The sequence below is a fragment of the Undibacterium sp. Ji50W genome, from assembly GCF_049340445.1.
In the GTDB taxonomy this organism is placed as follows: Bacteria; Pseudomonadota; Gammaproteobacteria; order Burkholderiales; family Burkholderiaceae_D; genus Undibacterium.
Window position 1 is genome coordinate 390,662 of record NZ_JBMPOX010000001.1, and the last position, 26,836, is coordinate 417,497.

The following is a 26,836-nucleotide window of genomic DNA, read 5'->3' on the forward strand; positions in this document are numbered from 1 at the left end:
TTCTTTTTCTATATTTCTCAGTATGCCATCCAGTATGCCATTTTGTGTTGGAATAAATTGGATGCTATTGGTTCGTTGTTGCGTCTGCAGATTTTTGGGTGTCAGAAGAAGTCATTTGGCGCCATTCAAATTTCATCGCCTTCATTTTTTCTGGAAGATAAGCGCCTCGCTCTGTTTCAAGTCGAATTAGAACTTCAACGATTTGAGCTCTGCTTAAGTTATATTTCATCGCCAATTTATCAAGGCTGTCAAAAGCTTCAGGTGATAGCAATAAGTTACACTGCTTTTTGCCATTATTTTTCTTGCGATATTGTTGCTGGCTCCAGCGCTTCTTAATTGCATCAATAATAAGTTTCATCTCGGCATCACTCTTTTGCAGGCGATCAAAGAGCATAAGCAAGCTTTCATGGTTGGAGGGGGCAGTTGAGCCAAAGAGTGCATAATTGTTCTTCTCTTTCAGCCAATCCCAGGCTAGCGCACAACGAGAATTTTCATCATCTCCCTTGAACCATTCAAACTGTCGGTCATTTTGTGTGTGCTGATTCCAATCGCGCTCTAGTTGACCAACCGCATTGTTTTTGTGGGTGAGATCTACATTCCAAGTATCAATGGTTGCAATTACCAAATCACGCCCCTCTAGTCGTGGTGGGGGCATATGTATCTGATAGTTAGTAATTCGAAAGAAGCGTGAAAGCAACCATTGGATCTGTCTAACTTCGCCGGTGATCCAGGCTAAACGTTCATTTAGTAGTAAAAAGCGCCCTTGATCAGTTCGACTCGATTGCGCGAAGTTGGGATTTGAGTTTAGGGCGCTGGTGATCTGCTCCCTCATGTCCGGTGCTAAATAGCTATCCTGCGTGAGGCTACATCCCTTGCTAAATAACCAGAACCATAGCCAAGTATCGGTGCGCTTCTCAACTGGATTTTTGTACACCAAGGTGGCTGATGAAGTTGTGTCCGTTATCCCCATATTGCTTTCCAATCAAGTAAATAAAATCGAACCAAAAAGTTACTTCCTAGTAATTTTTATCTTAAAGTTTGAGATGTTTTTTAGTGTTATTTTAGCGGTATTTTGCAGTAAATATAGAGTTATTCTAGAGAGTCTCTAGAGAAACTTTAGATGATTAATGAGAGTGGGTTTACATATGAAATGGTGGGATTTCAATGCGTTCCTTTTTGAAACATACGATTCGACGCTTATCTTCCAGAAAAATAGCGGTACATTGATTGTAATGAGCTTTCAAAAACTGGACGTTTGTATATCTTCAGCATTGATCTTTGAACTACAGAGTTGCTTTCTTAGTAAGGGTAAATGACGCTCATTGGAGGCTTCCAAATCAACCCAGAATTAGTTAAAAAATATGCCTTCAGTCCATGATGTGCAGAGCGCACCGGCGACCTGCATAACTCAATCCTGGAGCCATAACAATGCAAACCCCAATTCAACCCCTATTGCTGCGTCGTCAACAAGTAGAAATTTTGACAGGTCTTAAGCGCAGTAGTATCTATGGCAGGATTAACCCTGACTGCAAACAATACGACCCGGCTTTCCCCAAGCCAATATCTTTATCGATCGGCGCCAAAGGCGGCGTCGCCTGGGTCGCGTCGGAAGTAACGGCATGGATCGAGGTACGTATAGCAGCGAGTCGTGGCGGTGCGGTAGGTTCAAAGTAAGATAATCATTTTTTATTCTGCTAACTTTGGGAGCTAACTCTGCATATTGTCCCTGTCCTTTAAACATGGCTTAAATGCTGTATTTTTGCCAAGAGGAGTGTCCAGCGCGCTGATTTCATTGATCCAAGATTTCGGTTATTTATGTTATTAAATAAGAAATTAAATAACCAATAGGCAACTGACACATCAAACGTCAGTGAGCTTGCCAAACATTTACTCTGGGGAAGATGATCAAATATCAATCTGTCTTCACTAGCTTAAAAGCGTATCAAATCCCAATTCACTAATTGGTAAAGAATGTTTTTCTAATATCAGTCCATCATAGTTGAATGACAATTCAAGTCCATGAAGTAGCGTAAGTGACAAATCACTGACGATATTGACTTTTTGATCAAACAGACAAAATTGCAAAGTTTGATCTGTTCAATTTTCAGATCAGCTGTATCCATCCCTCACTCACCTTAGCTCATCTGGCTTTAACCAGATGAGTCGTCATGACTTTTTCATCTCGCTTGACCGGTTAAGTATTTTTCTCAGGAGTAATAATCATGCCGTACCGACATCTTTCTTTTTTACCTGAATTGAATAACCAGGGTTTGCCTGGTCAATTGCTCTATCAGCAATCTGACTTGGGCACTGAACCTCAAATGCCGCGACTGTTTTTCAGCGAACGTCTCGCAGAATTGCAGGACTGGATTAAACAACTATGTCGAATGAGGGAGATTGACCATGTTTCAGGTAATCATGTTGCCCCATCAATTTCACTGAGTTCGTGCCTGAAGTATCAGGCCATGTTTGAACGCATTGATGTCTATTTGGCTACGGTCGTCCTTTTGCCAATGGAGTTTGAATACAGCGAATATCTGAACGTCTTTATAGAAAGCTGTCTTCAGTTACTGATATTGACAAAAAAGAATGGGAGCGTTGTAAAGGAAGTTCCTCATTCATCGTCAACTCAACTGCGCTATGTAGTGCCTGACTGGGATGGTTTTTGTCGGTTATTGGAGGTGATGTATGCAAAAAGCAGGACGGCTGAATTCAAGGCAAAATTGCGTTTGCAAGCCAAGGAAGCGAACGAGCGTTACACGGACTATTGCAACTATGTAAATGCTTTATTTGATTGCTGTGACCGGTTAGTCGTATTACGGGTGGACCTGGCTTATTGCAAAGAACTGACTTGCAAAATGTCTCTGGAAATGGCGCTGGCTGACTTGGATAGGCTATTTGCTAATATGCGCAACAACTACCTATTTGAGTCTCTGGAAGGCTATATTGTCAAAACTGAGTACGGCATAGAGAGGGGAATTCATTTTCATCTGGTGCTGTTTTTTAATGGGTCAGCGCGGAATGGCAGCAGCCATATTTTTCATGCCATGCAGATTGGGCAATACTGGAGCGAGGTCGTTACGAGAGGACGTGGTGGCTATTGGAACTGCAACAAGGAGGCTAAAAATTACCACAAGATGGGGCGTCTGGGTGTGGGTTTGATTCGCTGGAATGAAATGGATTTGCGCAATAACCTTTTAGAGCACGTTGTCGGTTATATCTGTAAACAAGATCAGTGTTTCCGGTCTTTATTACTCCCCAAAGCCAAGCTGATCCGTCGCGGCCAATACCCTGACGTGCCAGAAGTCAGGCTCGGCAGACGTCGCCTACTCGGCTGATCGCGACTGATCGGGCGACGATGCAATGTGCTACAAACGGTAGAAAGAATGATTGGCAGTAAAGTGCCGGGCTTTAAGATTGAGAGGGAAATGCAAAAAAACAATGGAGTTTTGGTTTGTAAGGATACGGCAATTGCAGATGATCCATTCAGCGTGCGCTTAAGCAATAGCTTAGAGTAGCAAAAACAGTCCTCCAGCCTCCATTGGCAAAGCGACGATAAGAATGTGTCCGACCTTCGCGAAAGACTCGCGGGCACACTCAATCCAGCTTTCTTCAGTTATTCGCAGGTCCACACTATCAACTTTTAGCGGGCACCCACTTAAATATTCCAATAGGGCTCGGGACCGAAACGCTCAACGAGAAAATCGATGAAGCTGCGCACCTTGGGCGGCAGAAACTTGCGATTAGGATAAACGGCAAATACAGCGAGATCGTCAGTTTCCCAGTCCGAGAGAACGCGCACCAGCTTCCGTTCACGTAGCGTCTCATGGATCAGGAAGTCCGGTTGCAGAGTAACGCCAAGGCCTTCGATGGCGGCACTGCGCAGGATGTCGCCACTATTACCAGATAGACTACCTGAAACCAGAATCTTTTTTTCCACACCTTCGCGTCTGAAGTGCCACTCGTTTGGTGAACTCACATAGGCGTAGGTAAGACATTTGTGGTTGGCGAGATCTTCAGGCACTTTGGGGACTCCATGCTTTTTCAAATAGCCAGGCGAGGCACAAACCACGAGGCGCGAGCTCGCCAGCTTGCGAGCAACCAGTCCTGGATCAATTTTTGTTGCGACGCGTATCGCGACATCAAAACCTTCTTCAACCAAGTCGACCACCCGGTCGTTGAGTGTGACATCGACTTGAACCCCCGGATATTGCTGCAGGTATTCTGTGATCGCCAAGCCCAAATGGCGGGCACCAAACGCATTCGAGGAACTGACTCTCAAAATTCCACGCGGAACAGAGACTTCCTGTGCCACCGAACTCTCGGCCTCCGCGATCATGGTCAGTACCTGGACCGCACGCTCGTAATAGTCATTGCCGGCCTCCGTGAGCGAGAGCTTGCGCGTGGTCCGCTGGAGCAGCAGAACGCCCAAATGCTCTTCGAGTTGCGCCACATAACGCGTGGCCATGCCTCGCGATAGATCGAGTTTGTCCGCTGCACCGGCAAAGCTCCCTGCATCCACTACTGCGGTAAAGACCCGCATGCTCACTACGATGTCGATAGTCATATTGTTTTAGAAAATCAAATAATGAGTTGATATTTTGTGGGTTTATCTTCCATTGTGCAACTGATTAAATACAGTACTCGGATACGGAATTGGCTTTGAATCAGGCCAAGCCCCATCTTCTGACTCTCTCCGCTGCCTTGGGCAGCAAATTTAGTAGTCAAAGCCAAAAGGAAAATGAAATGACAACAAACAAGTGGATGATTGACACCAAGGATGCGGTATTGCTGCTGATAGATCATCAGAGCGGGCTGTTCCAACTGGTTCGCGATATAGAGTACACGACCCTTCGCAATAACGTGACTACGCTTGCGAAGGTGGCGCACATCGCAAAGATTCCAACCATTACAACGGCATCGGTTCCGGAAGGTCCGAATGGTCCAATCATTCCAGAGATTCATCAGAGCAACCCCGATGCGGTGCATGTTCCGCGCAGCGGCCCGATCAACGCGTGGGATCACCGTCCCTTTGTTGAAGCCATCGAAAGCACCAAGCGGAAAACACTGCTCATCGCAGGCACGCTTACCAGTATTTGCATGGCTTTCCCTGCACTCAGCGCACTTGCCGCAGGATACAAGGTGTTCTGCATTGTGGATGCCTCAGGTAACCACTCTCAGATGGCAACCGACCTCACCATTGCCCGGGTCACGCAGGCAGGAGCAATGCCGATTGACACATTCGCGGTCATGTCTGAGTTGATGAACACTTGGAATCGCCCAGAAGCAATGGATTTCGCGAAGGTCATGATCGATCACATCGTTCCCGCCTATGGGGCGTTGATGGAGAGCTATGACACAGCACAAAAAAGCGTGAAATAAGTCCACGCAAAAACTGAACTTGGGCCACCTGGGAGCAGGCGGCCTCTTAGTCTTCAACTTGGAGTGAGTTGTAAAAAAAGCAGTGTGCTTATTGCCAAGAATTCAGATGGAATCCACTTGTGCATTTGAAATATCCAAACCACTTCATTGATTGAAACGAATGCCACATCACGCTAACGAAACCATGAGGCCAAACGTGAAATTGACCAGCACCGATGACGCCATGGGGGCAACGGTGGTTATCACTCATCGGGTGCGTGATGGCAGGCAGAGTGAGTATGAAAAATGGATGAGCGAAATCGGGCCGCTTTGCCGGTCATCGGCTGGCAATCTTGATTGGCAGATCATCTCGCCGGTTCCAGGTTTTTCCTCGACCTACACGGTCATTATCCGGTTTGACACGACAGCCAACCTGCGGGCCTGGACGGAGTCACCAGTTCGCAGTCAGCTCATCGAAAGAGTCAAGCCATTTCTTGCCAGTGACGACGATTTCTTTATTAGTAGCGGTCTGGATTTCTGGTTTGCCCCGATGGAAGCCAAGACCAAGGTGCCCGCTCGTTGGCGGCAGAGTTTGGTGACCTGGTCTGTGATTTATCCCCTAGTCCTCGGCGTTCCCATGATCGTCTCGCCGGCGCTGCGGCTCCTGGGCATCCCCGACCATCGTTTGTTCACTACTTTTGTTGTGACAGGAACCATCGTTGTGCTCATGGTCTACGTCATCATGCCGCGCTATACGAAGCTCGTGAAGCGGTGGCTGTTTGCCTGAGCGATCCGAAACGCACTGCTGATCCGCGGAACCTGTTACCAGGTTAGCTATAAGCGATTAATATTTTTTTAAAGAGATGTAACCATGCAAACTACCCCCAACTTGGAAATAGTTCATAAACCGCGCCCTGTCGAGCATCTGGTGACAGGTGAGTTGACTTCTGATGGCGCGGGCGTGCAGTTGACGCGCGTGCTGACCCATGAGTGGCAGCACCGATTGGACCCTTTCCTGATGCTCGACGCCATTACTTCCAATGATCCTGGAGACTACTTTGGTGGCTTTCCCGATCATCCGCATCGCGGCTTTGAAATTGCCACCTATTTGATCGCTGGGCGTATGCGCCACCGCGACAGCGCCGGGAACGAAGGCCTGCTTGAGAGCGGAGGTATGCAGTGGATGACCGCCGGTCGTGGGGTGGTTCACTCCGAAATGCCGGAGCAACATGAAGGGCGCTTGGAGAGTTTTCAACTCTGGCTGAATCTCGCCGCTAAAGACAAAATGCTCGTGCCTTGGTACCGCGATTTCAAGAGTACCGAGATTCCGGAATTTGTCACCGCAGAAGGTGTGACAGTGCGCGTCATCGCCGGTGCCAGTCACGGTGTCGCGGGCACGATACAGCGCGACATCACGCAGCCACTGTATCTTGACCTGCATCTGCCCGCTGGCGGGCGCTTTGCCCAGACGCTTTCGTCGGAATTCAACGCATTTGTTTTCCCCTACCGCGGCGAATTATCGATTGGCAAGAAAACCGTACCGGCTCGCCATATGGCGGTATTCGGGAATGATGCAGATTGCGATGGCATCGTCTTGCAGGCATCCGAACCCTGCCGCGCACTGCTGATCGCTGGACGACCGCTGCATCAACCGATCGTGCAACACGGGCCATTCGTCATGAATACCCAGGAAGAGATTAATCAGGCCGTCAGCGATTTCCGTAGTGGGCGCTTGGCGTAAATTTCCGGTTACATAAAACGCGAAAGCATCATCATGATTCCTTCCCCTTTCGATGTGGGCGCTGAAGACGCTATCGTCAATTGCGTCTTGTGGCTCAAGCTTGTTGTCGAGAGTGTGGGTGCGCTCGTTATCGGAATCGGGATGGTAGCCTCTTTCGTTGAGTTCGCACGAAGCTATGTCGCGCATCAGCTTCGTGACAACAACTCGGTGAGGCAGACACTGGCGCGATACATGGCGCTCGCGTTGGAATTTCAGTTGGGCGCTGATATTCTCGCAACGTCCGTCGCACCTAGTTGGGACATGCTGGGAAAGCTAGGCGCGATCGCCGTCCTTCGAACAGCGTTGAACTATTTTCTGACGCGTGAGATGGAGCAAGAGGAAAAAGCACGGGAGCATGAATAAACTGGCGTTCCTCATTGCATAGGGTCAATCGTGTCATCCAGAGCCCGACGTCCTAATTCCTCACCAGTTTGCGTTCTATGCGGTTAAGCATGGACAGTCTGGAGCTCTGGCTACCAGTCGGGGTCACTAGCTTCAAGGGCGAGACCTTTACGCCACCCAAGGTTTGGGCCGAACCTACCTATAAAAATCTCTATTGCTGGAGCGAGATTCTGGAAGGTGGCCATTTCGCGGCAATGGAGCAACCGGCGCAGTTCGTATGTGAATTGCAGGGTGCGCTATGCCAGTTCCGCTAAAGACTACGAAGGCGTCCGCGTGTCAGCCATCTTCTTTAAGCGTGAAATACGCACGGCAGAAGTTGTTTATTTTTTGGAGCGCGTCAATGTCGCAAGTCCACACTGTAGAAGAAATCCCTGATCTGCGTGAAGTCAATAATGAAACGGCGTCGCAGAGCGAGGTGCAGGCAAATACCGACACTGTGGACTTAACGCCGTTGGTCCACGAGTACCTCACCACCGCTCGATCACTCAGGGCCTGGCGGCTTTTGCGCCGGACATCCAAGCTTGAGTCCTCGTGATCTTTTTCTGAGATTTGTACGGACTTGGGCAATGGCCGCTCATACGAACTCCACATGACCCCGGCAGGGATCGCGCAACAAGCTAAGGTAGGCATTCTACTATTTGACCATGAAGGATCAGTACCTGAGATTTGGTGCGGGTGATGCGGGCAAGCGATTTGGACGAGGGGGCGTAACAGGTGGTGAGTGGTGAATCTGGCGCATCCTTGCAATCAGACATGAAGTAAGGCCAGCAAGCCAGCCTTACTCAAGCTGCGATTTCAGATCGACCAGTAAGCACTACCAGTTAAAAGAACCAAGTACAGCGCCGGGGTAAAGAACAGGACAAGCAGCGCAACGCACCAATGCTTGCGATGGCAGGCTAAATAGCGTTTGTCAGAAAAGTCCTGATGTGTATTCACCAAAGAAACAATGTTACTAAACTTGACTCAAGTCAAGTTTAGTAGTCCATTTCTCGAATGTTGTGTGAATCTTACGGTTGCTTCTGCATGTTTTAGATTCTCATTTCTTTCCAGATCATAATGTCTTTTTTTGCGATATTTGCATTTGCGATTAGCAGACAACTGAATTGAGATATTTCATTCGTTGATTTAATTTTCGATAGAATTTGATGGTAATTTGCCAGAGCAATCAATCTGCTTGATTACATGCATTTGTTCGTCATTTTCCTGTCAGGGGTACAGCTTTTCATCAGAGGGTTTTCGGTATTGGTAATATGCTTTCTGAGCTTCCCCTGAAATTTAGTTCCCCAAAGGTGACGTAAAATAAACGTAACGTTGGAAAGACAAATGATGAACAGGATACCAAAAAAAGCTTATACGACCGAATTCAAAGAACTGGCCGTCAAACGTGTATCAGGCGGCGAAGCCATCTCCGTAGTCGTCAAGGAACTGGGTTTAAGCGACCAAACGCTGCGAAACTGGATCAAGGCTGCATCGGACGGGAAACTCAAAGGCGCAGGCACGAAGGTCATCACACCGGAAGCCATGGAGCTATCCCGATTAAGAGCAGAAGTTGCCAGGCTCAAGCGGGAGAATGAAATCATAAAAAAGGCGGCGGCATACTTCGCGAAAGATGTTCTGTGAAGTATGCATGGATAGCTGGCAACAGAAAAACCTATTCTTTGGCAGAGATGTGCGCCGTATTTGAAGTCAGTGTGAGTGGTTATCGCGCCTGGCAACGAGGTGGAATTCCTGGCAGAAAGCGCTTAACGGACGTACAGATGCTGGCAATCATTCGTGCCATTCATGCTGAACTCAAGGGCGCGTATGGCAGCCCACGCATGATCAGAGAACTGAGATTGCGCGGCTTTACAGCCAGCAAAGAACGTGTCGAAAGAATAATGCGAGAGCATGGCATACGCGCACGGCATAAGCGCCGCTACAAGGTAACGACAGACTCGAAACATGCATTACCTGTCGCAGACAATCTGCTCGATAGAAATTTTATGCCGACAGCTCCGAATCAAGCGTGGACTTCTGATATCACCTACTTATGGACGGACGAAGGCTGGCTCTATCTGGCTATTGTGCTTGATCTATTCAACCGGGAAGTGATTGGCTGGTCCCTCAAACCGCGCATGACCAGCGACATTGTGACGGATGCTTTAACGATGGCATGGTTCCGCCGCCGACCACCAGCCGGAGTGATGCATCATTCAGATCGCGGTAGTCAATATGCCAGCAATGCGTTTCAGAACAAGCTCAAGGAATATGGCATGGTTTGTTCCATGAGCCGCAAAGGAAATTGTTGGGATAACGCACCTACCGAGAGCTGGTTTAATAGCTTCAAGAATGAGCGATATCATGGAATTCGTTACGCAACCCATGACGCAATGAAGGCAGCAAGCTTTGAATATATTGAAGTGTTTTATAATCGAACCCGCCAGCACTCCACATTAGGTTATCGCTCGCCGGTTCAATATATGGACGACTGGATGAAGAAACAAAATCAAGAGAATCTGGCTGCATGACATTCACCTGATGGTGAACTAATTACCGAGGGAAGCTCATTCTATAGCGAATATCTGATATAGACGGAGGACTTAGTGTAAGTGTATTTGTGGAGCTTGCTGATGCAGCACCACCCTGCATGCCAACGAATACGTCATTGATCATGCTGATTGAATGGAGAGAGTGCTGGCTACAGCGTCAGATGTGTGATCTGCTTTATCTCATGATCTCCTGAGGAGATCAAATTAAAAAATACTCCATGTGATGAATGTATGAAACCTCACCTCAAGGAGTATTAAAAATGATCCGCCATCGACTGAATACAAATCTCACACTTCAGCACCAAGACACTTATCTGGGTATGCCAATACAAGCAGAAAAAGGTCCATTCATTGTTGAATATCTTGATCGACTGCATCAGACAATCTCTCGGGCTATGAATCAATATAGCCGTGTATTTGCATTCCGGTTTGATTTGCGTTTTCCATCCGATATGAATCACAGTGCGTTCAATTATGAAAACGAAGTTATTGACCGCTTTATTGAATCGTTTAAGGCAAAGATCAGACATAACCGACAAATGGCATTCCGTGAAAACAAGTATGCGCACGACAGTGTTGTTCGATACGTGTGGACAAGAGAGGTTGGACAGCTAGGCCGACCTCACTATCATGTCGCGATACTTTTGAATTACGATGCTTTCTGTTCCTTGGGGAGATTCTCAACTGGAAGGGAGAACATGTTCAATCGCTTGAATGATGCCTGGGCGAGTGCTCTGGGACTCTCTCCAGACGCTGTTACAGGCTTGGTTGAGATACCACAAAATCCCTATTACCATTTACGCCGCGATGACAACGCAAGCATCGCGGAGTTTTTCTATCGGGCCAGTTATCTATGCAAATCTGCGACGAAGGTTTTTGGAAGTGGTGGTCATGGCTTTGGTGCCAGTAAAATCTAGGGGCTGTTAACATTCAAGAAAATGTGTTTATATTCGATATTTGAAAAACAGGATACCGAAATGCAAAGCGACCGCAAGATGTTAAGAGATGATCAATGGAAGAAAATAGAAGCCTTGTTGCTTGGGAAAGTGGGTGATCTCATGTTGAACGCATCCGCTAATTTCACCTGGCCGAGAATCCCTGTGCACCTTTCGAACAAGATGAAGAAATATGTGGTTGAGTCATGTTATAGACTAAGGTATTTCTGCAAAGGAATGCAAGGGTAGCTAGGATCGGAATTCATGAGCGCGAGTAAAAGACATCTTCTAAAAATTAAAATACACAATGAGTGAAAACAATAATTGGCCGTTTAAAGATCAAAGCCAGGTCATGGGAATGCCATTACCCGTTTATCTGGAGTGGGCTGCGGGTAGCAATAACTTTACGAAAAGATTGCTATTACCACCGATACAGAGAGGCTTTGTTTGGAAGCCTTTACAGATCGTGCAGTTATGGGATTCTTTGTTGCGCGGTATGCCGATAGGCAGCCTAATGGTGAGCAAATTAATCAAAGGGCAGAAAGCAACCGATATTGGTTCTGTAAGTCGAAACACGGCTGAACTTGTGTGTGATGCCATAGGTCTCATAGATGGTCAGCAAAGAACCTTAGCCATGCTGCTAGGTTGGAGTAATGCGCCAGCGGGTAATCATTGTGTTTGGATAGATCTGGGGGAGAACGGTCGGGACGGTTCTCCCTTTGAATTGCGTATTTCCACTAGGACTCAAGTGTTTGGTTATCAACGACATAACCATACCAAACTTTCCAGGCATGATAGGAGAGAGGCTAGGATTCAGTACGATCTGCAATTCCCGAACGGCAGAAACAAACGTGATTTCGAGTTTTTTGAGATTACAAGCCCTAAAGTGCTCCCATGGAAAGCAGGACAAGGGCGCAATTTTTGCGTACCGATCAAGGATCTGTGGGCAATTTATCGTGAAGATCAACATACTGATGCGACGTCCTTTTCTGACCGCTGCATGAGTAGTCTGTTGCCCGACACCTCGTGTTCAGAGAACAAGCATTTGAGTGATAAGTTACATCAGCTCTATATAACTTTTCAACGCCTTGACAAGATCGAAGTGCCGCTGATCCTGATACCTGAGTATGTCAGCACACCTCAAGACGTACCAGAAGACGCACCAGCGCCCTTGAGTCTGTTATTTGAACGTATAGGCCGTAACGGTGCCGTTCTGAGTGCTGAGGATTTGTTGTTCTCTATGATTAAACAGCAGTGGCCTGAAGCACATGACTTGGTGGAAAGAATACGTGAAGGCAAAGCCGGTCATTTGATGAGTTCGACCGATTATGTTATGACTGCTTATCGTCTGGCTGCGGCTGATGCCCACTTCGATATCGCAGACTCGCCACGTCCCAAAGCGAGTGATTTTCATCGCCATCTTACTACCCTCCTCAAAGAAGACAATAGTGTTCCATCACAGTCCGTTCTTCGCAGCTACTTGAAAGAAGGACGACTATCGCGTTCTTTTGAAGCACTGTATAAAACGCTGCTATTTAAAGGTGACGAGGACATAGGGTTGCCTGGACTGATGTTGCCGCATCTGTCACGCGGCTTACTCCAAGTTATGCTGCGGTGGTTCGTGCTCAACGATAGCGACGATAATTTAATTAATGACAACCGCCACAATTTGATTACTTTCTCTCTATTCTGGCATCTGTGTATCTTGCATGATGACAAGGCCAGCAAACTATGTTTCTCTCTGGTGAAGAAGGGTAATTTCCCAGCGGTACAAATGTATCATGAGTTAATAAAAATCACCGAAAGTGAAACTAGAATCGCACTACCTCTGATCCCTGCTGATAAGTTAAAGGGGTCATTACTATTGGGGGAGCCATCTCCTTTCCTGCGTGCAGGAGAAGACATCTTTGTCAAACGTGAAGGTGAGTTCATTGCTACAGAGCAAGAGAGAAATCTCTACCGACGATTTGGCTGGAACCGTAAAACCTGTCTGCTTTGGCTACAAAGAAGATATGTGTATTCGGTATATAAAGATGAAGTCGTCGGACACGGCGACGAAGACAGCGTTCCTTACGACTATGACCATTTGTGTCCACAACACCATTGGGGAAATGATTGGCGAAAAATAGTAAGCAGTTCAGATGGCAAGCTAAAAGGTGAAGTCGAGGTGTTAAAACACTTCTATCGTGCCAGGGGGGATGTGGGTAATTGCATCGGCAATCTCCATGTGCTCGACTCCAGCCTCAACAGAAGCTTTGGCGACGACCCCTTAGAACGAAAATTAAAGAAATCATTGGAGCCAGAGGTGGGATGGAAAGAAGCAGACAGCCTGCTTCCTGAAAATAATGAACTCTGGATCAGGGCTTCACCTGACCCAATAGACGATAGTAGCGATAATGTCCATTGGACATGGGATATAGACCGCCTAAAAGCGTTTCAACAAGCTGTTCATTGTCGCGCATTTGACTTGTACCAGCAATATGTGGATGCCTGCGCGTATCTGACTGGGGAGGCAATACAACTTAACAGTCTATGATGCAAGATGTTATAGGCTGATGTTTGCGATCAATGCCATATGCAATATGAAGTGGATTTTGGTCAAATCTACCCTCAACCAAAGAAATATGTTCAAAAAATAAGAAGGTATTGGCCGCGATGTATAGCGGCCAATACCTCTGTTTGTCTTAGTTACAATTCCTTAAATCTTGAAATTCAAAATCAGTAAGCTTGGCCCAGCCTACGATCTTGCCTGCACTTTTTGACGGGTCTGGCAGATCGTAATCTGGTACAGTCACCAGTTGAATGTATCCGTCCGCTTCTGCCTTGATAGTAAACGTTGAAAAGCCCTTCAATTCTTGCTTGTCTGTTGAATTTGGACTGGATAACAGAAAAACTGACTTCTTAAATTCGAGCTTGCCATTTTTTCCGACCTTTGTTTTTGGGGGAACACATTGCCCAACGTGACCGCCAGCAAAGGCGTTCAGAGATCCAATTATTCATCGATCAGACTACAGCACGGGAAAGTTTACCGATCAAACAGAGTCCGATCATATTTTTCACGCAGGTGCAGTGGAGAGTAACTTGGTCTGGGCAGAGGATACCTTGCACTTGAAAAAGGTAGGGTAATCGGATACGGCAGATCGCCAACGGAGAACTAGAGGCAACAGCAGTGGAGCGTAATTACTACACTCACGAATTACGGGAATTTGTTCGCTATCGACGACTAGGTTGGGAAACGGGTCAGCCAATGGATTCGGCAGCATCAAGAACTCTATGGAATAACACGCATACAGCTACTTTAGAGGAGTATCGTATTGGTGGGCCAGACATGACTCCGCACCCTTATCATCCTGAAGCAATCAAATTGATGGGGTTCTAGTGAATATTGAGAAAGTTATCGTTGAGTTAATCGCGAAGAATAACGGAAAGTGGACGTGGTATCAGTTGGAACGCGCTTTGACTAGTCGGGGGAGCGATGGTACGGTGAATGCGGTTGCTGAAGCTGAGGCACTAATAAAAGTGGGTCTATTGGCGACCAAACTGGATCCGGCTTACCCCGCGCCGCTGTATTTCATTACTAAAAAAGGTCTGCTGTTTCTGGAAAATGGTTTATAAGCAGACAAGGTCACGGGGATTCAAAAGCCGGGGTCTTTCATTGCGACATTCCTGACCTGATCGTCGTGCCTGGGATTGCCCCAAGTACGACGACCAACAAGCAAAATTGAGAGAGGAGATCTGTTCAGTCAGGCCTTAGCGCTGGATCAACGCTACAATCAATCCATCGCCATACTGTTTATCGATCTGGATGAGTTCAAGCCAATCAATGATACTTATGGCTATGCAGCAGGAGATAAAGTTCTGCAGGAAGTGGCACTGCGATTGCGCAATGTTATCCGAAAATCAGATAGTCGCTATCTTGTTCACGTTCCACTATGCCCTCGTGTTTTACAAATCGACAGCAACGCAGCATCCATTGCGCTTCCCGGAGGATGAACAAAATCCCGACTATTGGGATTTCATGTATTTTTCATTCACGATTGCCGTTGCTGCGCAAACCTCGGATGTCGCAGTGATAACGCGCCCTATGAGAAAAACAGTACTGGCACAATCAGTGCTCAGTTTCTTTTTCAATGTGGCAATTATTGGATTGAGTATCAATATTGCCGCCAGTGTTGCGGGATAGGCGAAGCACTTTTTAGGTAAAAAATCATGTCTCTGAAAATCGATGATGCCAAATGGAGTTACACAACCCATGCATCTATATCTGGTGCGCAGGCGCAGAAAAAGGGCGGATTGCTGGCTGCACACTTCACTTGTTCTTGCGGCCACGTCTGGCGGGCAACCACATCAAAAGACAGTATGGCAGAAGGATATTTCGTAGAAACGCAGTCAGGCCTTAAAATTCGATGCTCTGCCTGCCAGCAGGAATGGTCCGTGCCACGTCAGGAATATGTCAATTTGTAGTCACAGCCAGCAAAAAAATCATCAACCTGGTGAAGTATCATTCCACCTCTTGCTATGTTCCACAGTTTCTGTATCTGTTGTCGGGTTTTCATATAGGATTTTCGATTTGAAGTAATGCATCCCAATGCAAGCCAGTAGGGAGACCGAACTACTAACTGCTCCAAACCAGGGCAACACCCCCCAAAAGACAGTGGACAGACCCACAAAAACCATGGCGACATTGGCGGCAAACGTAAAATGCCATATAAATGAGGATGGCAAATCAGGCACTCCTATTTTTATGCGGTGGTTTCATCATCACTGGTAAGAGTCAATGTTGTCGTGATACTAAAAACCGTTATCAACCAAGCGAATTGCAGCAGGTTGATAACGGAAGATGTCACACGACCAGATTTAGCCTGTCAATATCACATCAAATTGCAGCTACAGCTAAATCCTTTCCCATAAGCAGGAACAATTTTCGCAGCATTGCTCTTTGGAAATGTTACGGTTTTATTTCCTGCCATCGCTAATGCGCTCCAGTGTGACAGATGAAGCGGCATCTGCGCTGCCAACCGCGTTTGTCAGAAAAGCCCTGATGAACACGCTGCCTCCCATTCCTGCAGGACATCGTTATTGATGAGGGCCGTTTCATCTTCCTGCTTATGGAAATTGGCTATTTTCGCATCAACGCACTGCTGGACTTTTTTGCTGGTGGCAGGTGCAGCCTGTTCATTCGGGGAGACAGTTGCACTCAGGGATTTCTCTTTTTCACACTCTCCTGACCAACTGGCGATCATTTCATCATCATAACTCCCGCCAAATTGATTACGCTTCTCTATTTTTTGATTAACACATTGCTGTAATTCTGGCTTGACTACAAACTTGCCATCCTTATAGAGCTTCTCATTGTTGACCGTGACGCCAGGCAGGGTTGACCAGTCATATGCACCAGCCTGCAATTTTTCGACCATTTTCATGCCATCTGTAACGGTTTTTGTGAGTGACTCATCGCGTGGTAATAAATAGCTTCGCTGGACTCCGTCAAGAGCACCGTCCTTATAATTGCTCTCGCTGCCGCTTCTTTTTTCAAAGCCAGATTTCTTCCCATCGCGCCACGTGAGATCGACCAGTAGTGTTTTGCCAGTCACGTCCCATTGTTTTATTTCAGTCGCTTCATCATTTTCCCAGGTGGCACGCTTGATCAGTACGTCAAGATAAGGATTGCGAATTTCTTCCAATCCGTGTCGCCGATTCGCTTTGTAGTGGATTTCGGAATAGAGCTTGCCAGTCGTGAATTCCCATACTTTTTCCAGACCGTTTTTCTGACCTCCCTCCCATTCAGATTCAAGCATCTTGGTGCCGTTCAGGGCGGTACAGACCATTTTTCCGTCTTTCAGGCCTTTCTTGTATTCAACGGTACAAGTGCCATGCGTAGGTTCGGGAGCAGAAATTCCCCAGGGCTCGTTAGTGACAGTGCCACTAAATGGCTCATTGTCGTTGAGTTTGTAGATCAGCCCGCTGATGGATTGTTTTTGTCGGTAGTCAATTTTAGGTGAACAGGCTTGCGTGAGAAGTGATAAGGCAAGCACCACTGCGATGCTTGCCATGTTTTGTATTGTGGATTTCAAGAGAACGCCCTCGATGAAAGATGATGTAGGTAGGATGCCAGGGATGACGCGAGTGACATGCACCATCCCCTTGTGTGACTAGATTTTGGATTTATCAGATGCTTTTGAACGAATGTCTTCCAGCTTTGCCCGCTGTGCGTCTGTGAGATCAGGGTTTTTTAATTGCTTGTCTGCCTGTCTTGCCGTTGATGTCGCAGCAGCATTGGTGACCGCTGGCAGTACCTCCGTGGCAGTGTATTTCACGACGTTCAACAATCCTTTACCCAGTATTTTGAGACCGGCTACTGCCTTCTCTCGTTTGCCAAATGATTCGAAGCGTAATTCGTCAACGGCAGCAGACATATTGAAATAACTGGGTTTCTTTTCTTCTTCGCTTTCATTCATGGTGACTATCTCCTGGTCAAGGTTAAGTGGAATAAAGCTGGTTAAAGCTGAATAAGGCGGCTACACCTTGCCGCTGCCTTCGCATTCAGGGCAGGGGACACGTGCTTTTTTATCGCCTGCACAGACAGGGCAGTTACTCGGGTGATCGTCATCGCCATATTCCATTGGGCAGGGGATGACACCTTTGCCTTTGCATTCAGGGCATTTTTCGGTTTTGCTCATGGTGATTTTCTCTTTCGTAAAGTTTTAATCAAGTGGTTCACAGTGGTGATTTCCTACTGTTTCTAAAATGGACGAGGCCAAGTAATTGCATGTTAAATGTCATATTTTTAATGATGCAATACGTTATTCTAATTGATAACGTATAACGCCATTCCATGGTTGACATAAAAAGATAACACTTTGCTTTTATGCTACAAAGCTGAGTGTTTTATGAATCAAGAAGTAGAGAATTCTGAAAAGCAATTTGCCCGTATGGTTGGGTCAATTATTGCAGCGCACAGGAAAGCGAAGGGATTGACTCAGGCGCAGCTTGCTGAATACATGGATGTGGAGAAAGAAACAATAAGCCGTATGGAAACTGGGGTGATTTCGCCGACACTTGCCCGACTGGCGCAAATAGCTAAGTTTTTAGACTGTGATGTGAGCGATCTTTTAAAAAACAGTTCCCCAGAATTATCTGATTACGCATCGTCACTCGCGAGAAGAATGGAGAATCTGACCGACAGCCAAAGAGCAATACTGACTCAATTTTTGGGGAGGGTTGCGACTGGTTTGGAAAAACTGAAGCCAAAAGACAGAAAAGTCGTTGAACTTTTCCTAAAAGATATTATGTAATAAAGTGTTTTGATTCCGGGTGGTCGCCGGGTCTTGATATTGAATTGGATTGAATCCTTATTTCCTCTCTGCCCTCAACATCACCACCGAAACACTGGTCCCTGCGAATTCATTCTCATAAACCCGCACCCAGCTCAGATTCCAGCCTGGCAACACATCCTTCCCCTTCATTGACGCAGGCAGTATTGCCACAATCCGCCCCTGCGGCTTCACCAGACTTGCCGCAGCCTCCAGATGCGCAAGCGCTCTCCCATCAGAAAACGGCGGGTTCATCAGCACTTTGTCAAAGCGTTCTACCGTTGTTCTGGCATACTCCAGGAAATCCATCTGCAACACGCTAAAACCCTTTTCAGCAAGGATGTGCGCATGTAATTTGCTGATCTCCACACAGCGTGTCCGTTCTTTGGGCAAGTGCGTCGCCAGGTTCCCTGTACCTGCACTCGGCTCCAGACAAAAGTGCCCCTCGTTGATGCCCAGCTCAGTTGCCGCATCTTTTGCCATCTCTGCTGGAGTCGCAAAAAACTGATGGGTCGCCCGGTCAGGCAGGCAGCCGCTGGCAATCACTTCATTGAGTACGCCATCCAGCTTAAAGTCAAATTCGACATTCCCCTTTTTATTGATGACCCCACCAAGATATTGCAATACCCTGATTGCTTCCGCTTTGGCCGATGAAGAGCCGCAGTGCTGATAACCAAACTGAAACTCCAGCGGATAGTGTCGGCTGGCCCGCAACTCAGACAACACATCAATAACAGCAAATGGCAATGGACGGTTCATCAACTGATAGTGTTTCGCCTGTTTCACCGGCTTCTTGCGGAACTGTGCAGGAATTGCCATGGGATAGAGAGAATGCAACACCTGATTCAGCCGCCAGGCCATCTCAGGATGAACCTCCAGATGTGCTGTTCCCTTCAGGTAACAACGAATCTTCAATGCACCTCCATCCAGGACCAGCCACTCACCATGACGCTGCCTCGCCACGCTCACAATTCCCGAAGTCGCATTCCATTTAGGCTCATCCCTGCCCATGAACTTAGCGATGACCGCACGCAGGTCATTGATCAGCCCGGCCCTGCTGGTATTGGTACTCCACTCACTGGTGACATAGCCAATAATCATCCGTTTGCTGAAACCCGCAGGCGAGTTCGTCACGTGCTCCCCGGACAAACCCCGGAATATTCCCTCCACACGCTCAGCAAAGAACTTCTGGCGCGATGCCAGCAAATCACCGATAGTGGGACGGACTGCTTCAGCCGTGAAATCGGGGGCTGTCATCTCACTGATGGTCTTGTTCCATTCATCACGACGCTTTTGCGGCATCACACTCAACACATCCGTCATTGCCAGCGTCTTTGACCAATATGCTGCATTCAGGGCCGCAATCGCACCTGCAGGATTGAACAGCTTCTGGACACTGGGCGTGAAGCGGTTATGTTCATCGCCATTTCCATCCAGAAAATACTCCATAGCCGCCGACAATTCGCCGTCTATCATCCCAGCAATATGAGTGATACGCTGGCGCATATTGTTGTATTGCCCCAGCAGACCATCAATCAGGTCAGATGACACCGGCGCAAAAAACAGCGTCGTGTCATCCACAATTCTAAAATCTGTCATGTCCATGCCTGCCATGGCATTTTCTCCTTGAATTCATTGATCATTCATTGATATAAAGGTGCACGGCTCAAGGCCGAGTGAGCAAAGCAGAATGTGGCGCAGCAAGTTTCTTGTCCAGCTTGTCCACCAGGCTGGGTTTTGACCTGACCAGTGCCGCAAGCGGCTTACCCGCAGCCGGACTGTCAAGTGGTGCAACTGAGGAAGCAGACTCAGCGGATTCAGAATCCCCAGGCACTGGATAAAATTCCTCCAGCGTTTCCAAGATTTCTTCTGCACTCTCCTCAAAGGCCCCATTGGCAAATCCGTTCGCAGCAGCCTCATCCAGAGCAATCTGATCAAACCCGCATTCCTTGCGTCGCTGATCCGTTTCTCTGGCAGCAGCAATGGCAGCCTCCAGTGTCAATCCTTCCCGCACAGTTAAATCGACGTAGTAAATCGCAGAGCGGTGGCTCATGGTGGTGCTCTTACCCCTGAGCCGCAGTTCCAGCGGCAGACAGGCCAGCAGGTTGCCAGACACTGCCTGGTAATAACTGAGACGTGCTGCCAGGGTGCGTATGCTGTTAAACCCGGTCGTCCTGAAAATAAAACTACCCAGTTCATCCTCATCTCCGATCTGCACATTCAGACGCCCGTACGGCTTGCAAGCACCACCCTTCGCCAGCTCACAGCTATCCGGCGAAGGGCAGGACAGATTTTGCATGCCTGAGTCTGTGAACCGTCTGCAAGTCTCTCCGTTGCCCATACACAGAGGTCGCCCGGTCTGCCGGTCAAACAAACTGTATTCCGCCCGCAGATTCAATTCAGGTGAATTGAACAAGACCCGTACAGGAATAGAACGCAGCTTGTCTGTACCAGCCTTCTTGCGCAATTCCTCATCCAGCGGGTGATTGACCCAGCCATTGCGCCCCTGCACCTGGGAAGTAATCGTAAAAAAGTCTTCCTTGACTGGCAGACGCTTGCCGTTCTTCTCTACGACACTGCCTATGGAAATGCGACCCAGAATGGGTGGCGTGATGGCTAATCCTTTAATCATGGTGATCCTCGAAATAAAAAAGAAAGCCTGCTCTGCTAACGACAGAAACAGGCTGCTTGTTTGGGTTGTGGAAATGTTTTGTAGAAATGTCTGGAAAGAGTGTTGCAGACACTTGAGTGAGCAGCGCTGCATTGCAGTACAGAGAGGCGTCGTACTATGTCGCTCAACACAGAGTGACAAAGCAATTCAAGCTTCTACATCGACTGGTTTTGGTGTCAGCAAGAACCGCCGACTACCTGGCCTGACCAGAGGATAACGCTCCAGCAAATCTGGCTGATCTTGTAATAGCTTCTCCACATCCAGACGCAAGCTGTCCTTGGCCCGTTTCCAACTGACCCGCCCACTATCAAAACTGGCCGTGCTCGCTTGCGCCAGGCGTTGCTGTATCTGCTGCGCCAGCAAAGCGGCCAGTTCTTCGCGGCTGTCGATATCCGCCCGCAGATTCACCAGATCAGCAAAGATGGCAGACATCTCCGTATCAGTAGTGAAATCAAGATGACTACCAGAATCCTGCGGATACAGGCAGCGCAAAGCCATATCTGCTGATTCTGACCCATCTACCGGTGGTGGGGAGTCCGTTTCCACGTAATGCCAGAACTGCCTTTCCAGTTCTATAAGGCGGGCAATCAGTTCATCATCGCGGGCAATACGGTAAATCCTGATTTCCTGCCCGCAGACCAATACACAGACATCCGCTGCTGCCTTGCCGGTGACCGCCAGTTGATGCTGTACCTGGCAGACGATGTATTCAGGTACACCATCCCGCCACAAGCGCACACCAAATTCACCGGCGGTCTTGCATTCCAGTATCTGCACATCTGGTGCGCCAGTCACTTCCCGGTCTATGTTTGCCAGCATCCAGGACTTGTCCGGGTCCGGATGTTGGAGCACGGCATTGATCTTGCGTACCCGGTTGCCAGTGCGCCGGGTGTAGTGGGCTGCGACTATAGGTTCCAGCAAGCTTCCCCAATAAGTGGGACTGGTTTCATCATTGGGATCAATTTTAGGCAAACCTGCATCGCGGCCAGTCTTGACCATCCATAATTCCAGTGGAGACTGATAGGGATTCAGACCTACGGCTGTGCCAGCATCACTACTGCCTATGCCTTGCTTGCGCACAGTCAGCCAGTCGTCTCGGCTGAGTTCCTTGGTCTTGACCAGTTTCAGGGCTGGCTGGTTCGGTTTGAGTACATCGGTTTTTTCTGCGGCAGACATAAAAGCTCCGGGTTGAATTTGATGAATTGATGAAGAGAAAAACAAAGGAATAAAGGAGAATCAGGTATCAACAGCAAAAAGCCCGGCAAGCGGATGCTGCCGGGCAGGGGAGTGGTGTTTTCAGTTTTTGGTGCCCATAACACCCAAAGACACTTGTTGTTATTGGAACTGCTGAACTACCATGAAATGCACTTGCTTGGCAGTTTTCTGTCAAAGCCTGTTTCTTCCAGTGACGTGGATATGCTCAGGCCACCATCAGCAAAGCCTGATCCAGCGCTTTCTGCTTCAGGGACGCACCCTGACCAAACCAGGCTGATTCCAGCCTGTGGTCAGTGGTACGTGCACGTTTCTGGTGATCGACATATTCGGTGACAGAATTCAGCAAACCAAAGGCTGTTCCCTTGGAAGAGCTTAGTTCAGCGCCTTTGCCTTGGCCGTCATACAACTCCTGCACTTTCTTCATGGCACGTTCATTGGTCAGGCCTGAAGCTGTATTGCCGGGATCAGTGAAGACGCGCAGGAAGTAGTTCATGGCTTCGTGCGATTTTACTTTCCGTTCAGAGAGGGTTTTCATGCGGTACATGAAAGCATCCCAGGAAGCGACAGAAATACCTAACTGACGCTTGACGGCCTGTGCATCAAAGTTGGTGTTATGTGGCACCTTGACTGCACCGCTGCTATTATTAAGTGCTACCGCCAGTGTGTTATTGCAGACCACCCGTATGCTGGTGAATTGCGCCGTGGTCGCCAGACTGCCATCACAGGCAGTTGCCAGCAACAGATAGGCATTCACGACATCATTGCCCTTCAGCGTGGCCGACTGATTGGTTTTAGCCAGTGCCCAGACCTTACGGCCATCTTTGAGGACACCGGCAGTTTCCAGTTCGAAGCCCGATACTTCAGTCAGGTCACGGTAAAACTCAAGGATTTCGCGAGGCTGTACCACCTGGTAGCGGTTGGAGACGACTGACAAGGCTGCCTTGGTATCAGAACGGTATAGTACCTTTTGCTCGGGGAAAGTCATGATTGCACCGAGACTGCCAGCGCTTTCCGTCATAAAGCGTACCGGGGATTCCTTAATTTCAAATGCCATACCGGCTTGTTTGGCCCATACTTCAATGGGCTGTTTGGCAGTCAGTTGATTGCCCAGGCCATGCCAGGGGACTTCGTTGACGTAAGCCATGGTTTCGATGAGGTGAGCCATAAGAGATTTCCTAAATTGAGAGTAGATAAACGCACGTAGTCATGCAACCGAGACAGAACGGCAGAAAAGCAGAGCAGCAGAAGCAATTCAGCTGAATGATGACGATGCGCGAGGGGGATTAAATGAAGGTATGAAGAAAAGGGTAATGCGAAGGGTAAAGCAGATCAGCAATAAAAACGGCAGCTTCACTGGGTTTGTGCACTGAAGTGATAACCACAATCCTTGCATTCGTAATTGTCCAGAATGCGGTCATCTACCACCTGACCCAGCTTGACACCGACAGAGCAACCGGTGGCACCACCGACCAGACCGCCAATGAGGGCACCGGCCAGTGTGCCAAGCGCGATACCCAGAGGGCCACCGGCAGCACCAATGGAAGCACCGACTTCAGCGCCACCAATCAAACTGGCTGTACCTGCGGCGACACCAGCGACTGCACCGACTGTGCCGCCAGTCTTCTTGCCGTAATTTTTAATGCGGGTGCGTGATGATTGACAACAGGGACATACATGCCCGGACGTTGAAATAGCTGATAGGGACGTGTTGATTTCTGACATGAAATGCCTTTGGAAAAAAGAGAAAGATAAAAGGGAACAGTAAGATCAGGAGGAAAAACGCAGCTCTGAAAAAATGCTCTGAGCGGACTACAGGACAGCAGTCAACAAAAGCAGATTCAGGGCTTACCCAACATCATCCTCAGCATCCAGACGCGGGACAGGGACACTAGGAACCAGACAAACAGCGTGAACGCTGCAAAGTCCATATTGACATACTCTCCAACAGCAATGGCCATGTAGGCAGGCAAAGATAGAAAGAAATACAGACAGACCCTGAAGTAGCTGCGGTTGCTCTCGCGGGCAACGGCTCTTGCCAGGACAGGGCGCGACTTAATTACTTCGTGCAATGCCTCGGCGCTTGATGCATTAAGGAGCGGGTGGTAAAGGATAATAGTAGCTAGGGTGAGTGTGGCATTGATGATAGAGAAGAAAATGTTGTGATCCATGAGGATTTCCTTTATTGAATATTCTGAAGAGGGAAGGGGACTGGGTATCAGTGAGATACAACGCCTGATTCCAATTCAGTGATATGTGACTGAGATTTTTTAGAATACAGCGTGGAGCGACTAGAAATCTGCTACTAAATTATTTGGGCAGCGATATAATTTAGTACACACTCGCGATAGTTTCTTGACGTCGCAGTGAGGGCGGCAATTGGCAGATATCCGTTGAACTGATTTGAGGTTATTAAAAGCGATATGGCTAACAACGATACAAAACAGAATAGGAGCTCAAATAAAATGAGCAATCGGGTTCTTTCCAATTACTGGAAGTACTTCCTGCTTATTCTCAGTGGGATAGCTTTAGTTGCCGGAATCGGCTATCTGTTATATGGATTCACAGCAAATGGCACAGCCCTAGCTGTGTTAGGCATGGCGATATCAGTATTGGCTATTCCAGAGCGATTCGATTCATTCAAGGCTTTAGGATTTGAAGCAAAATTGAGAGAGGCCAAGAATGATCTCCATGATCAATTAAAGGCAGAATTCCTTGAGTCATCCCGAATTCATGCAAACTTCTTGTTTCAGCAATTGTCTTTACTTGGACGGCGGGAAACCGAGCCAAGAGTGCAGAGCCTGGAGAAAGCTAAAAGAATTTTCAACCATTTGTCAGATATTGGAATGTCTGCGGAAGAACTGGAAGAAGTCAGCCAGCCCTGGCATCGATCAGTGTTTATCGATCTTATTTTTCCGGTGGATAAGGCTGTCGATACTTGTCTCCGTTTGTTGACACAATACAGCAGTGATTTGCAGAGGGCAGGTGCGGAAAATGGTGACGCAGTTAGATTGACGGAACAAACTTTAACCATTCGTCCGAAGATGCTCAACATATTTAATACCGAACCAGAAGATTTACTGAAAAATATGGAAGAAGTCCTGCAAACAATCCGTGGAGCAGATGTAGGTGAGGAGCAGGTTCATTTTAATAGTTCTTTCGGGGAAGCAGAATCATCCCTTGGCTATGCGCAGGATTACTGGAAGACCAAAGTTCTGAAAAATGAAGCGTATTGGAAGTCGCTAGTAACACTTGATAACGAAATCTGACAGCAATTTTCAAACTCTGTTTAATCGCAATGAATATACTCGCAGTAGAAGACCCGGCTATACCGGAAGTATTGGATTTGTCGTCTGGGTTGCATCTGTCAGCTCATCAAGTCATTGGTACTGACTATGAGAAAATCATCCAGCTTCGTATGAAGATAAAAGAGATGCAAAAGAATGAGATGCCTCTCTATGCTTGTTCAGTTTGCGGAATTGCTGTGAGCCTGCTCATGCACAAAGTTAGTCGCCATTTTTTCTTTAGGCATGTCAAGGAAGATGGGCGGTGTCCACAAATTTCTCGCGGTGAGTTATCGAGAGAGGAGATCAATGCACGCAAATACAATGGTGCAAAGGAAAGCGCACTGCATCGTAGAATGAAGTCCTTAGTAGCTCAATCTCTGGCGGCAGACAAAGAATTTTCTGACATCAAGGTAGAAGAGAGGTGGAAGGGAAGCCTGTCCGGCGAATGGCGCCAGCCTGATATTTGTGCGACATATCGGGGAATAAAAATTGTATTTGAAATTCAACTTTCGACGACTTACCTGGATGTCATTGTAGAGCGGAGGCTCTTTTACCAGAGAGAAGGGGCGTTACTTATATGGATTTTTGCAGAATTTGATGATGAGAATCGCCGTTTGCTTCAAGATGACGTGTTTTACAATAACAATCAGAACGTATTCATCGTGAATGAAGAAAGTGCTGCATTTTCCATTAGTGCAGGCTTATTTCGCCTTTCATGCGTCTGGTCTGAGCCATTACCAAATGGTGGAAGCTCATTGCTTAGAAGGAAGATGGTTTTATTCAATGAACTTACACTTAACAGACAGACTCAGCGTGCTTTCTTTTTCGATTATGCCGGTGCGTGCGAGAGAATAGCCAAAGAAAAAACTACAGTCGCTGACAGCCTGCGTGAGCGCTTTGAGCAGGCGTGGATGGCTTCTCTCGACGATAGAGAAGTAATGCCAAGATTGTGGGGGAGTTTTCGTAAGGAGTTCCGTGCTCAGGGCGTTCAGCTTCCTGTATATCACAATCAGTTACACGCTATTTTGATCAATGCTATTTATTCTGCCAAGTACGGGCGCGTGGTTGGATGGAAATATACTCGCTTTATTGAGGTTGCACACCTAATTGCAGGTGGATACAAATCCTATTTGTGGATTTTCCGTGAAGCACTGAAAGTCTACAACCGTGGTCAGCAATTGATGGATGAAGACAAATCTGGCCGTTGGGCTGTTCGCGTGGAAATTTATAAGGCAGCTATTAAGAAAAACGATCCAGGCTATATCTCAAACGATAAGTTCTTTCCTGTTTTGGAGGTTCTTTTCCCAGAGCTATTTAAGAAGTAGCTGAAGGAAATGTATACTAAAG

Annotated in this window: 28 protein-coding genes; 17 read left to right on the forward strand and 11 right to left on the reverse strand. The window is 47.6% G+C overall.

From position 1 onward, the window contains the following. Positions 1 to 64: 64 nt before the first annotated feature. A complete protein-coding gene (locus ACO0K9_RS01940) occupies positions 65 to 970 on the reverse strand; it encodes a hypothetical protein (RefSeq protein WP_422981210.1) in 906 nt (301 codons plus the stop codon). Between the two features lie 458 nt (positions 971 to 1,428). Here ACO0K9_RS01940 and ACO0K9_RS01945 point away from each other — a divergent pair, with 458 nt between their 5' ends. After that, a complete protein-coding gene (locus ACO0K9_RS01945) occupies positions 1,429 to 1,674 on the forward strand; it encodes a helix-turn-helix transcriptional regulator (protein WP_422981212.1) in 246 nt (81 codons plus the stop codon). 548 nt (positions 1,675 to 2,222) lie between these two features. Beyond that, a complete protein-coding gene (locus ACO0K9_RS01950) occupies positions 2,223 to 3,338 on the forward strand; it encodes a hypothetical protein (protein ID WP_422981214.1) in 1,116 nt (371 codons plus the stop codon). Between the two features lie 320 nt (positions 3,339 to 3,658). On the opposite strand, the gene ACO0K9_RS01955 is transcribed toward ACO0K9_RS01950, so the two are convergent. After that, positions 3,659 to 4,567: a LysR family transcriptional regulator gene (locus ACO0K9_RS01955; RefSeq protein WP_422981216.1), complete on the reverse strand. Its 909-nt coding sequence runs from the start codon at positions 4,565 to 4,567 to the stop codon at positions 3,659 to 3,661. A gap of 179 nt (positions 4,568 to 4,746) precedes the next feature. Between ACO0K9_RS01955 and ACO0K9_RS01960 the strand changes: the two genes are divergently transcribed. From ACO0K9_RS01960 to ACO0K9_RS02015, 12 genes are all read left to right on the forward strand, one after another. Further along, a complete protein-coding gene (locus ACO0K9_RS01960) occupies positions 4,747 to 5,382 on the forward strand; it encodes an isochorismatase family protein (protein WP_422982494.1) in 636 nt (211 codons plus the stop codon). 196 nt (positions 5,383 to 5,578) lie between these two features. Beyond that, positions 5,579 to 6,148, forward strand: a complete 570-nt coding sequence (locus tag ACO0K9_RS01965) for an antibiotic biosynthesis monooxygenase (protein WP_422981218.1) — start codon at positions 5,579 to 5,581, stop codon at positions 6,146 to 6,148. Between the two features lie 84 nt (positions 6,149 to 6,232). Then, positions 6,233 to 7,102, forward strand: coding sequence for a pirin family protein (locus tag ACO0K9_RS01970; RefSeq protein ID WP_422981220.1), 870 nt, complete (start codon positions 6,233 to 6,235; stop codon positions 7,100 to 7,102). A 33-nt stretch (positions 7,103 to 7,135) separates the two neighbouring features. Beyond that, on the forward strand, positions 7,136 to 7,504 hold the full coding sequence (locus ACO0K9_RS01975) for a DUF1622 domain-containing protein (RefSeq protein ID WP_422981222.1): 369 nt from the start codon (positions 7,136 to 7,138) through the stop codon (positions 7,502 to 7,504). Positions 7,505 to 7,593: 89 nt separating this feature from the next. Then, positions 7,594 to 7,797: a hypothetical protein gene (locus tag ACO0K9_RS01980; RefSeq protein WP_422981224.1), complete on the forward strand. Its 204-nt coding sequence runs from the start codon at positions 7,594 to 7,596 to the stop codon at positions 7,795 to 7,797. A gap of 1,072 nt (positions 7,798 to 8,869) precedes the next feature. Further along, positions 8,870 to 10,050, forward strand: a protein-coding gene (locus tag ACO0K9_RS01985; RefSeq protein WP_422981226.1) for an IS3 family transposase whose coding sequence is annotated in 2 segments (ribosomal slippage) — positions 8,870 to 9,122 and positions 9,122 to 10,050 — 1,182 coding nt in all. Because the reading frame shifts where the segments join, the coding sequence is not laid out codon by codon here. Between the two features lie 281 nt (positions 10,051 to 10,331). Then, on the forward strand, positions 10,332 to 10,988 hold the full coding sequence (locus tag ACO0K9_RS01990) for an inovirus Gp2 family protein (protein WP_422981228.1): 657 nt from the start codon (positions 10,332 to 10,334) through the stop codon (positions 10,986 to 10,988). A gap of 325 nt (positions 10,989 to 11,313) precedes the next feature. Then, positions 11,314 to 13,542: a DUF262 domain-containing protein gene (locus ACO0K9_RS01995; RefSeq protein WP_422981230.1), complete on the forward strand. Its 2,229-nt coding sequence runs from the start codon at positions 11,314 to 11,316 to the stop codon at positions 13,540 to 13,542. Positions 13,543 to 14,384: 842 nt separating this feature from the next. Beyond that, positions 14,385 to 14,621: a hypothetical protein gene (locus ACO0K9_RS02000; protein WP_422981232.1), complete on the forward strand. Its 237-nt coding sequence runs from the start codon at positions 14,385 to 14,387 to the stop codon at positions 14,619 to 14,621. Positions 14,622 to 14,696: 75 nt separating this feature from the next. Continuing rightward, positions 14,697 to 14,999 carry a GGDEF domain-containing protein gene (locus tag ACO0K9_RS02005; RefSeq protein WP_422981234.1) on the forward strand — a complete coding sequence of 101 codons (303 nt, stop codon included), beginning with the start codon at positions 14,697 to 14,699 and terminating at the stop codon, positions 14,997 to 14,999. Further along, positions 14,893 to 15,189 (forward strand): DUF1345 domain-containing protein, encoded by a 297-nt coding sequence (locus ACO0K9_RS02010; RefSeq protein ID WP_422982496.1) that lies wholly within the window; start codon positions 14,893 to 14,895, stop codon positions 15,187 to 15,189. The genes ACO0K9_RS02005 and ACO0K9_RS02010 overlap by 107 nt, the downstream gene beginning before the upstream one ends. 26 nt (positions 15,190 to 15,215) lie before the next feature. Continuing rightward, positions 15,216 to 15,470 carry a hypothetical protein gene (locus ACO0K9_RS02015; RefSeq protein WP_422981236.1) on the forward strand — a complete coding sequence of 85 codons (255 nt, stop codon included), beginning with the start codon at positions 15,216 to 15,218 and terminating at the stop codon, positions 15,468 to 15,470. A 563-nt stretch (positions 15,471 to 16,033) separates the two neighbouring features. Here ACO0K9_RS02015 and ACO0K9_RS02020 read toward each other — a convergent pair. The 3 genes from ACO0K9_RS02020 to ACO0K9_RS02030 all read right to left on the reverse strand — a co-directional run bounded on the left by ACO0K9_RS02020 (position 16,034) and on the right by ACO0K9_RS02030 (position 17,686). Continuing rightward, positions 16,034 to 17,059, reverse strand: a complete 1,026-nt coding sequence (locus ACO0K9_RS02020) for a toxin-antitoxin system YwqK family antitoxin (RefSeq protein ID WP_422981238.1) — start codon at positions 17,057 to 17,059, stop codon at positions 16,034 to 16,036. Positions 17,060 to 17,158: 99 nt separating this feature from the next. Next, a complete protein-coding gene (locus ACO0K9_RS02025) occupies positions 17,159 to 17,464 on the reverse strand; it encodes a hypothetical protein (protein WP_422981240.1) in 306 nt (101 codons plus the stop codon). A 60-nt stretch (positions 17,465 to 17,524) separates the two neighbouring features. Continuing rightward, on the reverse strand, positions 17,525 to 17,686 hold the full coding sequence (locus ACO0K9_RS02030; RefSeq protein ID WP_422981242.1) for a hypothetical protein: 162 nt from the start codon (positions 17,684 to 17,686) through the stop codon (positions 17,525 to 17,527). A gap of 210 nt (positions 17,687 to 17,896) precedes the next feature. Between ACO0K9_RS02030 and ACO0K9_RS02035 the strand changes: the two genes are divergently transcribed. Next, complete coding sequence (locus tag ACO0K9_RS02035; protein ID WP_422981244.1) at positions 17,897 to 18,301, forward strand: helix-turn-helix domain-containing protein; 405 nt, start codon at positions 17,897 to 17,899, stop codon at positions 18,299 to 18,301. A gap of 57 nt (positions 18,302 to 18,358) precedes the next feature. Here ACO0K9_RS02035 and ACO0K9_RS02040 read toward each other — a convergent pair whose 3' ends face one another. From ACO0K9_RS02040 to ACO0K9_RS02065, 6 genes are all read right to left on the reverse strand, one after another. Beyond that, positions 18,359 to 19,933 (reverse strand): DUF4942 domain-containing protein, encoded by a 1,575-nt coding sequence (locus ACO0K9_RS02040; protein WP_422981246.1) that lies wholly within the window; start codon positions 19,931 to 19,933, stop codon positions 18,359 to 18,361. A gap of 52 nt (positions 19,934 to 19,985) precedes the next feature. Next, positions 19,986 to 20,951 carry a hydrolase or metal-binding protein gene (locus tag ACO0K9_RS02045; protein WP_422981248.1) on the reverse strand — a complete coding sequence of 322 codons (966 nt, stop codon included), beginning with the start codon at positions 20,949 to 20,951 and terminating at the stop codon, positions 19,986 to 19,988. A gap of 186 nt (positions 20,952 to 21,137) precedes the next feature. Next, on the reverse strand, positions 21,138 to 22,166 hold the full coding sequence (locus ACO0K9_RS02050) for a YqaJ viral recombinase family protein (RefSeq protein ID WP_422981250.1): 1,029 nt from the start codon (positions 22,164 to 22,166) through the stop codon (positions 21,138 to 21,140). A 244-nt stretch (positions 22,167 to 22,410) separates the two neighbouring features. Next, positions 22,411 to 23,370 (reverse strand): DUF932 domain-containing protein, encoded by a 960-nt coding sequence (locus ACO0K9_RS02055; protein ID WP_422981252.1) that lies wholly within the window; start codon positions 23,368 to 23,370, stop codon positions 22,411 to 22,413. 185 nt (positions 23,371 to 23,555) lie between these two features. Beyond that, the gene (locus tag ACO0K9_RS02060; protein ID WP_422981254.1) at positions 23,556 to 23,927 is read right to left on the reverse strand and encodes a hypothetical protein; all 372 of its coding nucleotides are present in this window, start codon (positions 23,925 to 23,927) and stop codon (positions 23,556 to 23,558) included. 116 nt (positions 23,928 to 24,043) lie between these two features. Continuing rightward, positions 24,044 to 24,373, reverse strand: a complete 330-nt coding sequence (locus ACO0K9_RS02065) for a hypothetical protein (protein ID WP_422981256.1) — start codon at positions 24,371 to 24,373, stop codon at positions 24,044 to 24,046. Positions 24,374 to 24,667: 294 nt separating this feature from the next. Between ACO0K9_RS02065 and ACO0K9_RS02070 the strand changes: the two genes are divergently transcribed. Together ACO0K9_RS02070 and ACO0K9_RS02075 are read left to right on the forward strand one after the other, a co-directional pair. Then, positions 24,668 to 25,471 (forward strand): hypothetical protein, encoded by an 804-nt coding sequence (locus ACO0K9_RS02070; protein WP_422981258.1) that lies wholly within the window; start codon positions 24,668 to 24,670, stop codon positions 25,469 to 25,471. A gap of 29 nt (positions 25,472 to 25,500) precedes the next feature. Continuing rightward, on the forward strand, positions 25,501 to 26,814 hold the full coding sequence (locus tag ACO0K9_RS02075) for a DUF6035 family protein (protein ID WP_422981260.1): 1,314 nt from the start codon (positions 25,501 to 25,503) through the stop codon (positions 26,812 to 26,814). The last annotated feature ends 22 nt before the right edge of the window (positions 26,815 to 26,836 follow it).

What these genes read in the sequence shown, in the direction of transcription:
- ACO0K9_RS02035 (WP_422981244.1), top strand. Translation starts at nt 17,897, where the DNA reads ATGAATCAAGAAGTAGAGAATTCTGAAAAGCAATTTGCCCGTATGGTT.
- ACO0K9_RS02025 (WP_422981240.1), bottom strand. Translation starts at nt 17,464, where the DNA reads ATGAATGAAAGCGAAGAAGAAAAGAAACCCAGTTATTTCAATATGTCT.
- ACO0K9_RS01980 (WP_422981224.1), top strand. Translation starts at nt 7,594, where the DNA reads ATGGACAGTCTGGAGCTCTGGCTACCAGTCGGGGTCACTAGCTTCAAG.
- ACO0K9_RS02050 (WP_422981250.1), bottom strand. Translation starts at nt 22,166, where the DNA reads ATGTCTGCCGCAGAAAAAACCGATGTACTCAAACCGAACCAGCCAGCC.
- ACO0K9_RS01960 (WP_422982494.1), top strand. Translation starts at nt 4,747, where the DNA reads ATGACAACAAACAAGTGGATGATTGACACCAAGGATGCGGTATTGCTG.
- ACO0K9_RS01995 (WP_422981230.1), top strand. Translation starts at nt 11,314, where the DNA reads ATGAGTGAAAACAATAATTGGCCGTTTAAAGATCAAAGCCAGGTCATG.
- ACO0K9_RS01990 (WP_422981228.1), top strand. Translation starts at nt 10,332, where the DNA reads ATGATCCGCCATCGACTGAATACAAATCTCACACTTCAGCACCAAGAC.
- ACO0K9_RS02055 (WP_422981252.1), bottom strand. Translation starts at nt 23,370, where the DNA reads ATGGCTCACCTCATCGAAACCATGGCTTACGTCAACGAAGTCCCCTGG.
- ACO0K9_RS01945 (WP_422981212.1), top strand. Translation starts at nt 1,429, where the DNA reads ATGCAAACCCCAATTCAACCCCTATTGCTGCGTCGTCAACAAGTAGAA.
- ACO0K9_RS01970 (WP_422981220.1), top strand. Translation starts at nt 6,233, where the DNA reads ATGCAAACTACCCCCAACTTGGAAATAGTTCATAAACCGCGCCCTGTC.
- ACO0K9_RS02065 (WP_422981256.1), bottom strand. Translation starts at nt 24,373, where the DNA reads ATGGATCACAACATTTTCTTCTCTATCATCAATGCCACACTCACCCTA.
- ACO0K9_RS02045 (WP_422981248.1), bottom strand. Translation starts at nt 20,951, where the DNA reads ATGATTAAAGGATTAGCCATCACGCCACCCATTCTGGGTCGCATTTCC.
- ACO0K9_RS02075 (WP_422981260.1), top strand. Translation starts at nt 25,501, where the DNA reads ATGAATATACTCGCAGTAGAAGACCCGGCTATACCGGAAGTATTGGAT.
- ACO0K9_RS02010 (WP_422982496.1), top strand. Translation starts at nt 14,893, where the DNA reads ATGTTATCCGAAAATCAGATAGTCGCTATCTTGTTCACGTTCCACTAT.
- ACO0K9_RS01975 (WP_422981222.1), top strand. Translation starts at nt 7,136, where the DNA reads ATGATTCCTTCCCCTTTCGATGTGGGCGCTGAAGACGCTATCGTCAAT.
- ACO0K9_RS02015 (WP_422981236.1), top strand. Translation starts at nt 15,216, where the DNA reads ATGTCTCTGAAAATCGATGATGCCAAATGGAGTTACACAACCCATGCA.
- ACO0K9_RS02030 (WP_422981242.1), bottom strand. Translation starts at nt 17,686, where the DNA reads ATGAGCAAAACCGAAAAATGCCCTGAATGCAAAGGCAAAGGTGTCATC.
- ACO0K9_RS01940 (WP_422981210.1), bottom strand. Translation starts at nt 970, where the DNA reads ATGGGGATAACGGACACAACTTCATCAGCCACCTTGGTGTACAAAAAT.
- ACO0K9_RS02040 (WP_422981246.1), bottom strand. Translation starts at nt 19,933, where the DNA reads ATGGCAGGCATGGACATGACAGATTTTAGAATTGTGGATGACACGACG.
- ACO0K9_RS02020 (WP_422981238.1), bottom strand. Translation starts at nt 17,059, where the DNA reads ATGGCAAGCATCGCAGTGGTGCTTGCCTTATCACTTCTCACGCAAGCC.
- ACO0K9_RS01955 (WP_422981216.1), bottom strand. Translation starts at nt 4,567, where the DNA reads ATGACTATCGACATCGTAGTGAGCATGCGGGTCTTTACCGCAGTAGTG.
- ACO0K9_RS02060 (WP_422981254.1), bottom strand. Translation starts at nt 23,927, where the DNA reads ATGTCAGAAATCAACACGTCCCTATCAGCTATTTCAACGTCCGGGCAT.
- ACO0K9_RS02070 (WP_422981258.1), top strand. Translation starts at nt 24,668, where the DNA reads ATGAGCAATCGGGTTCTTTCCAATTACTGGAAGTACTTCCTGCTTATT.
- ACO0K9_RS01950 (WP_422981214.1), top strand. Translation starts at nt 2,223, where the DNA reads ATGCCGTACCGACATCTTTCTTTTTTACCTGAATTGAATAACCAGGGT.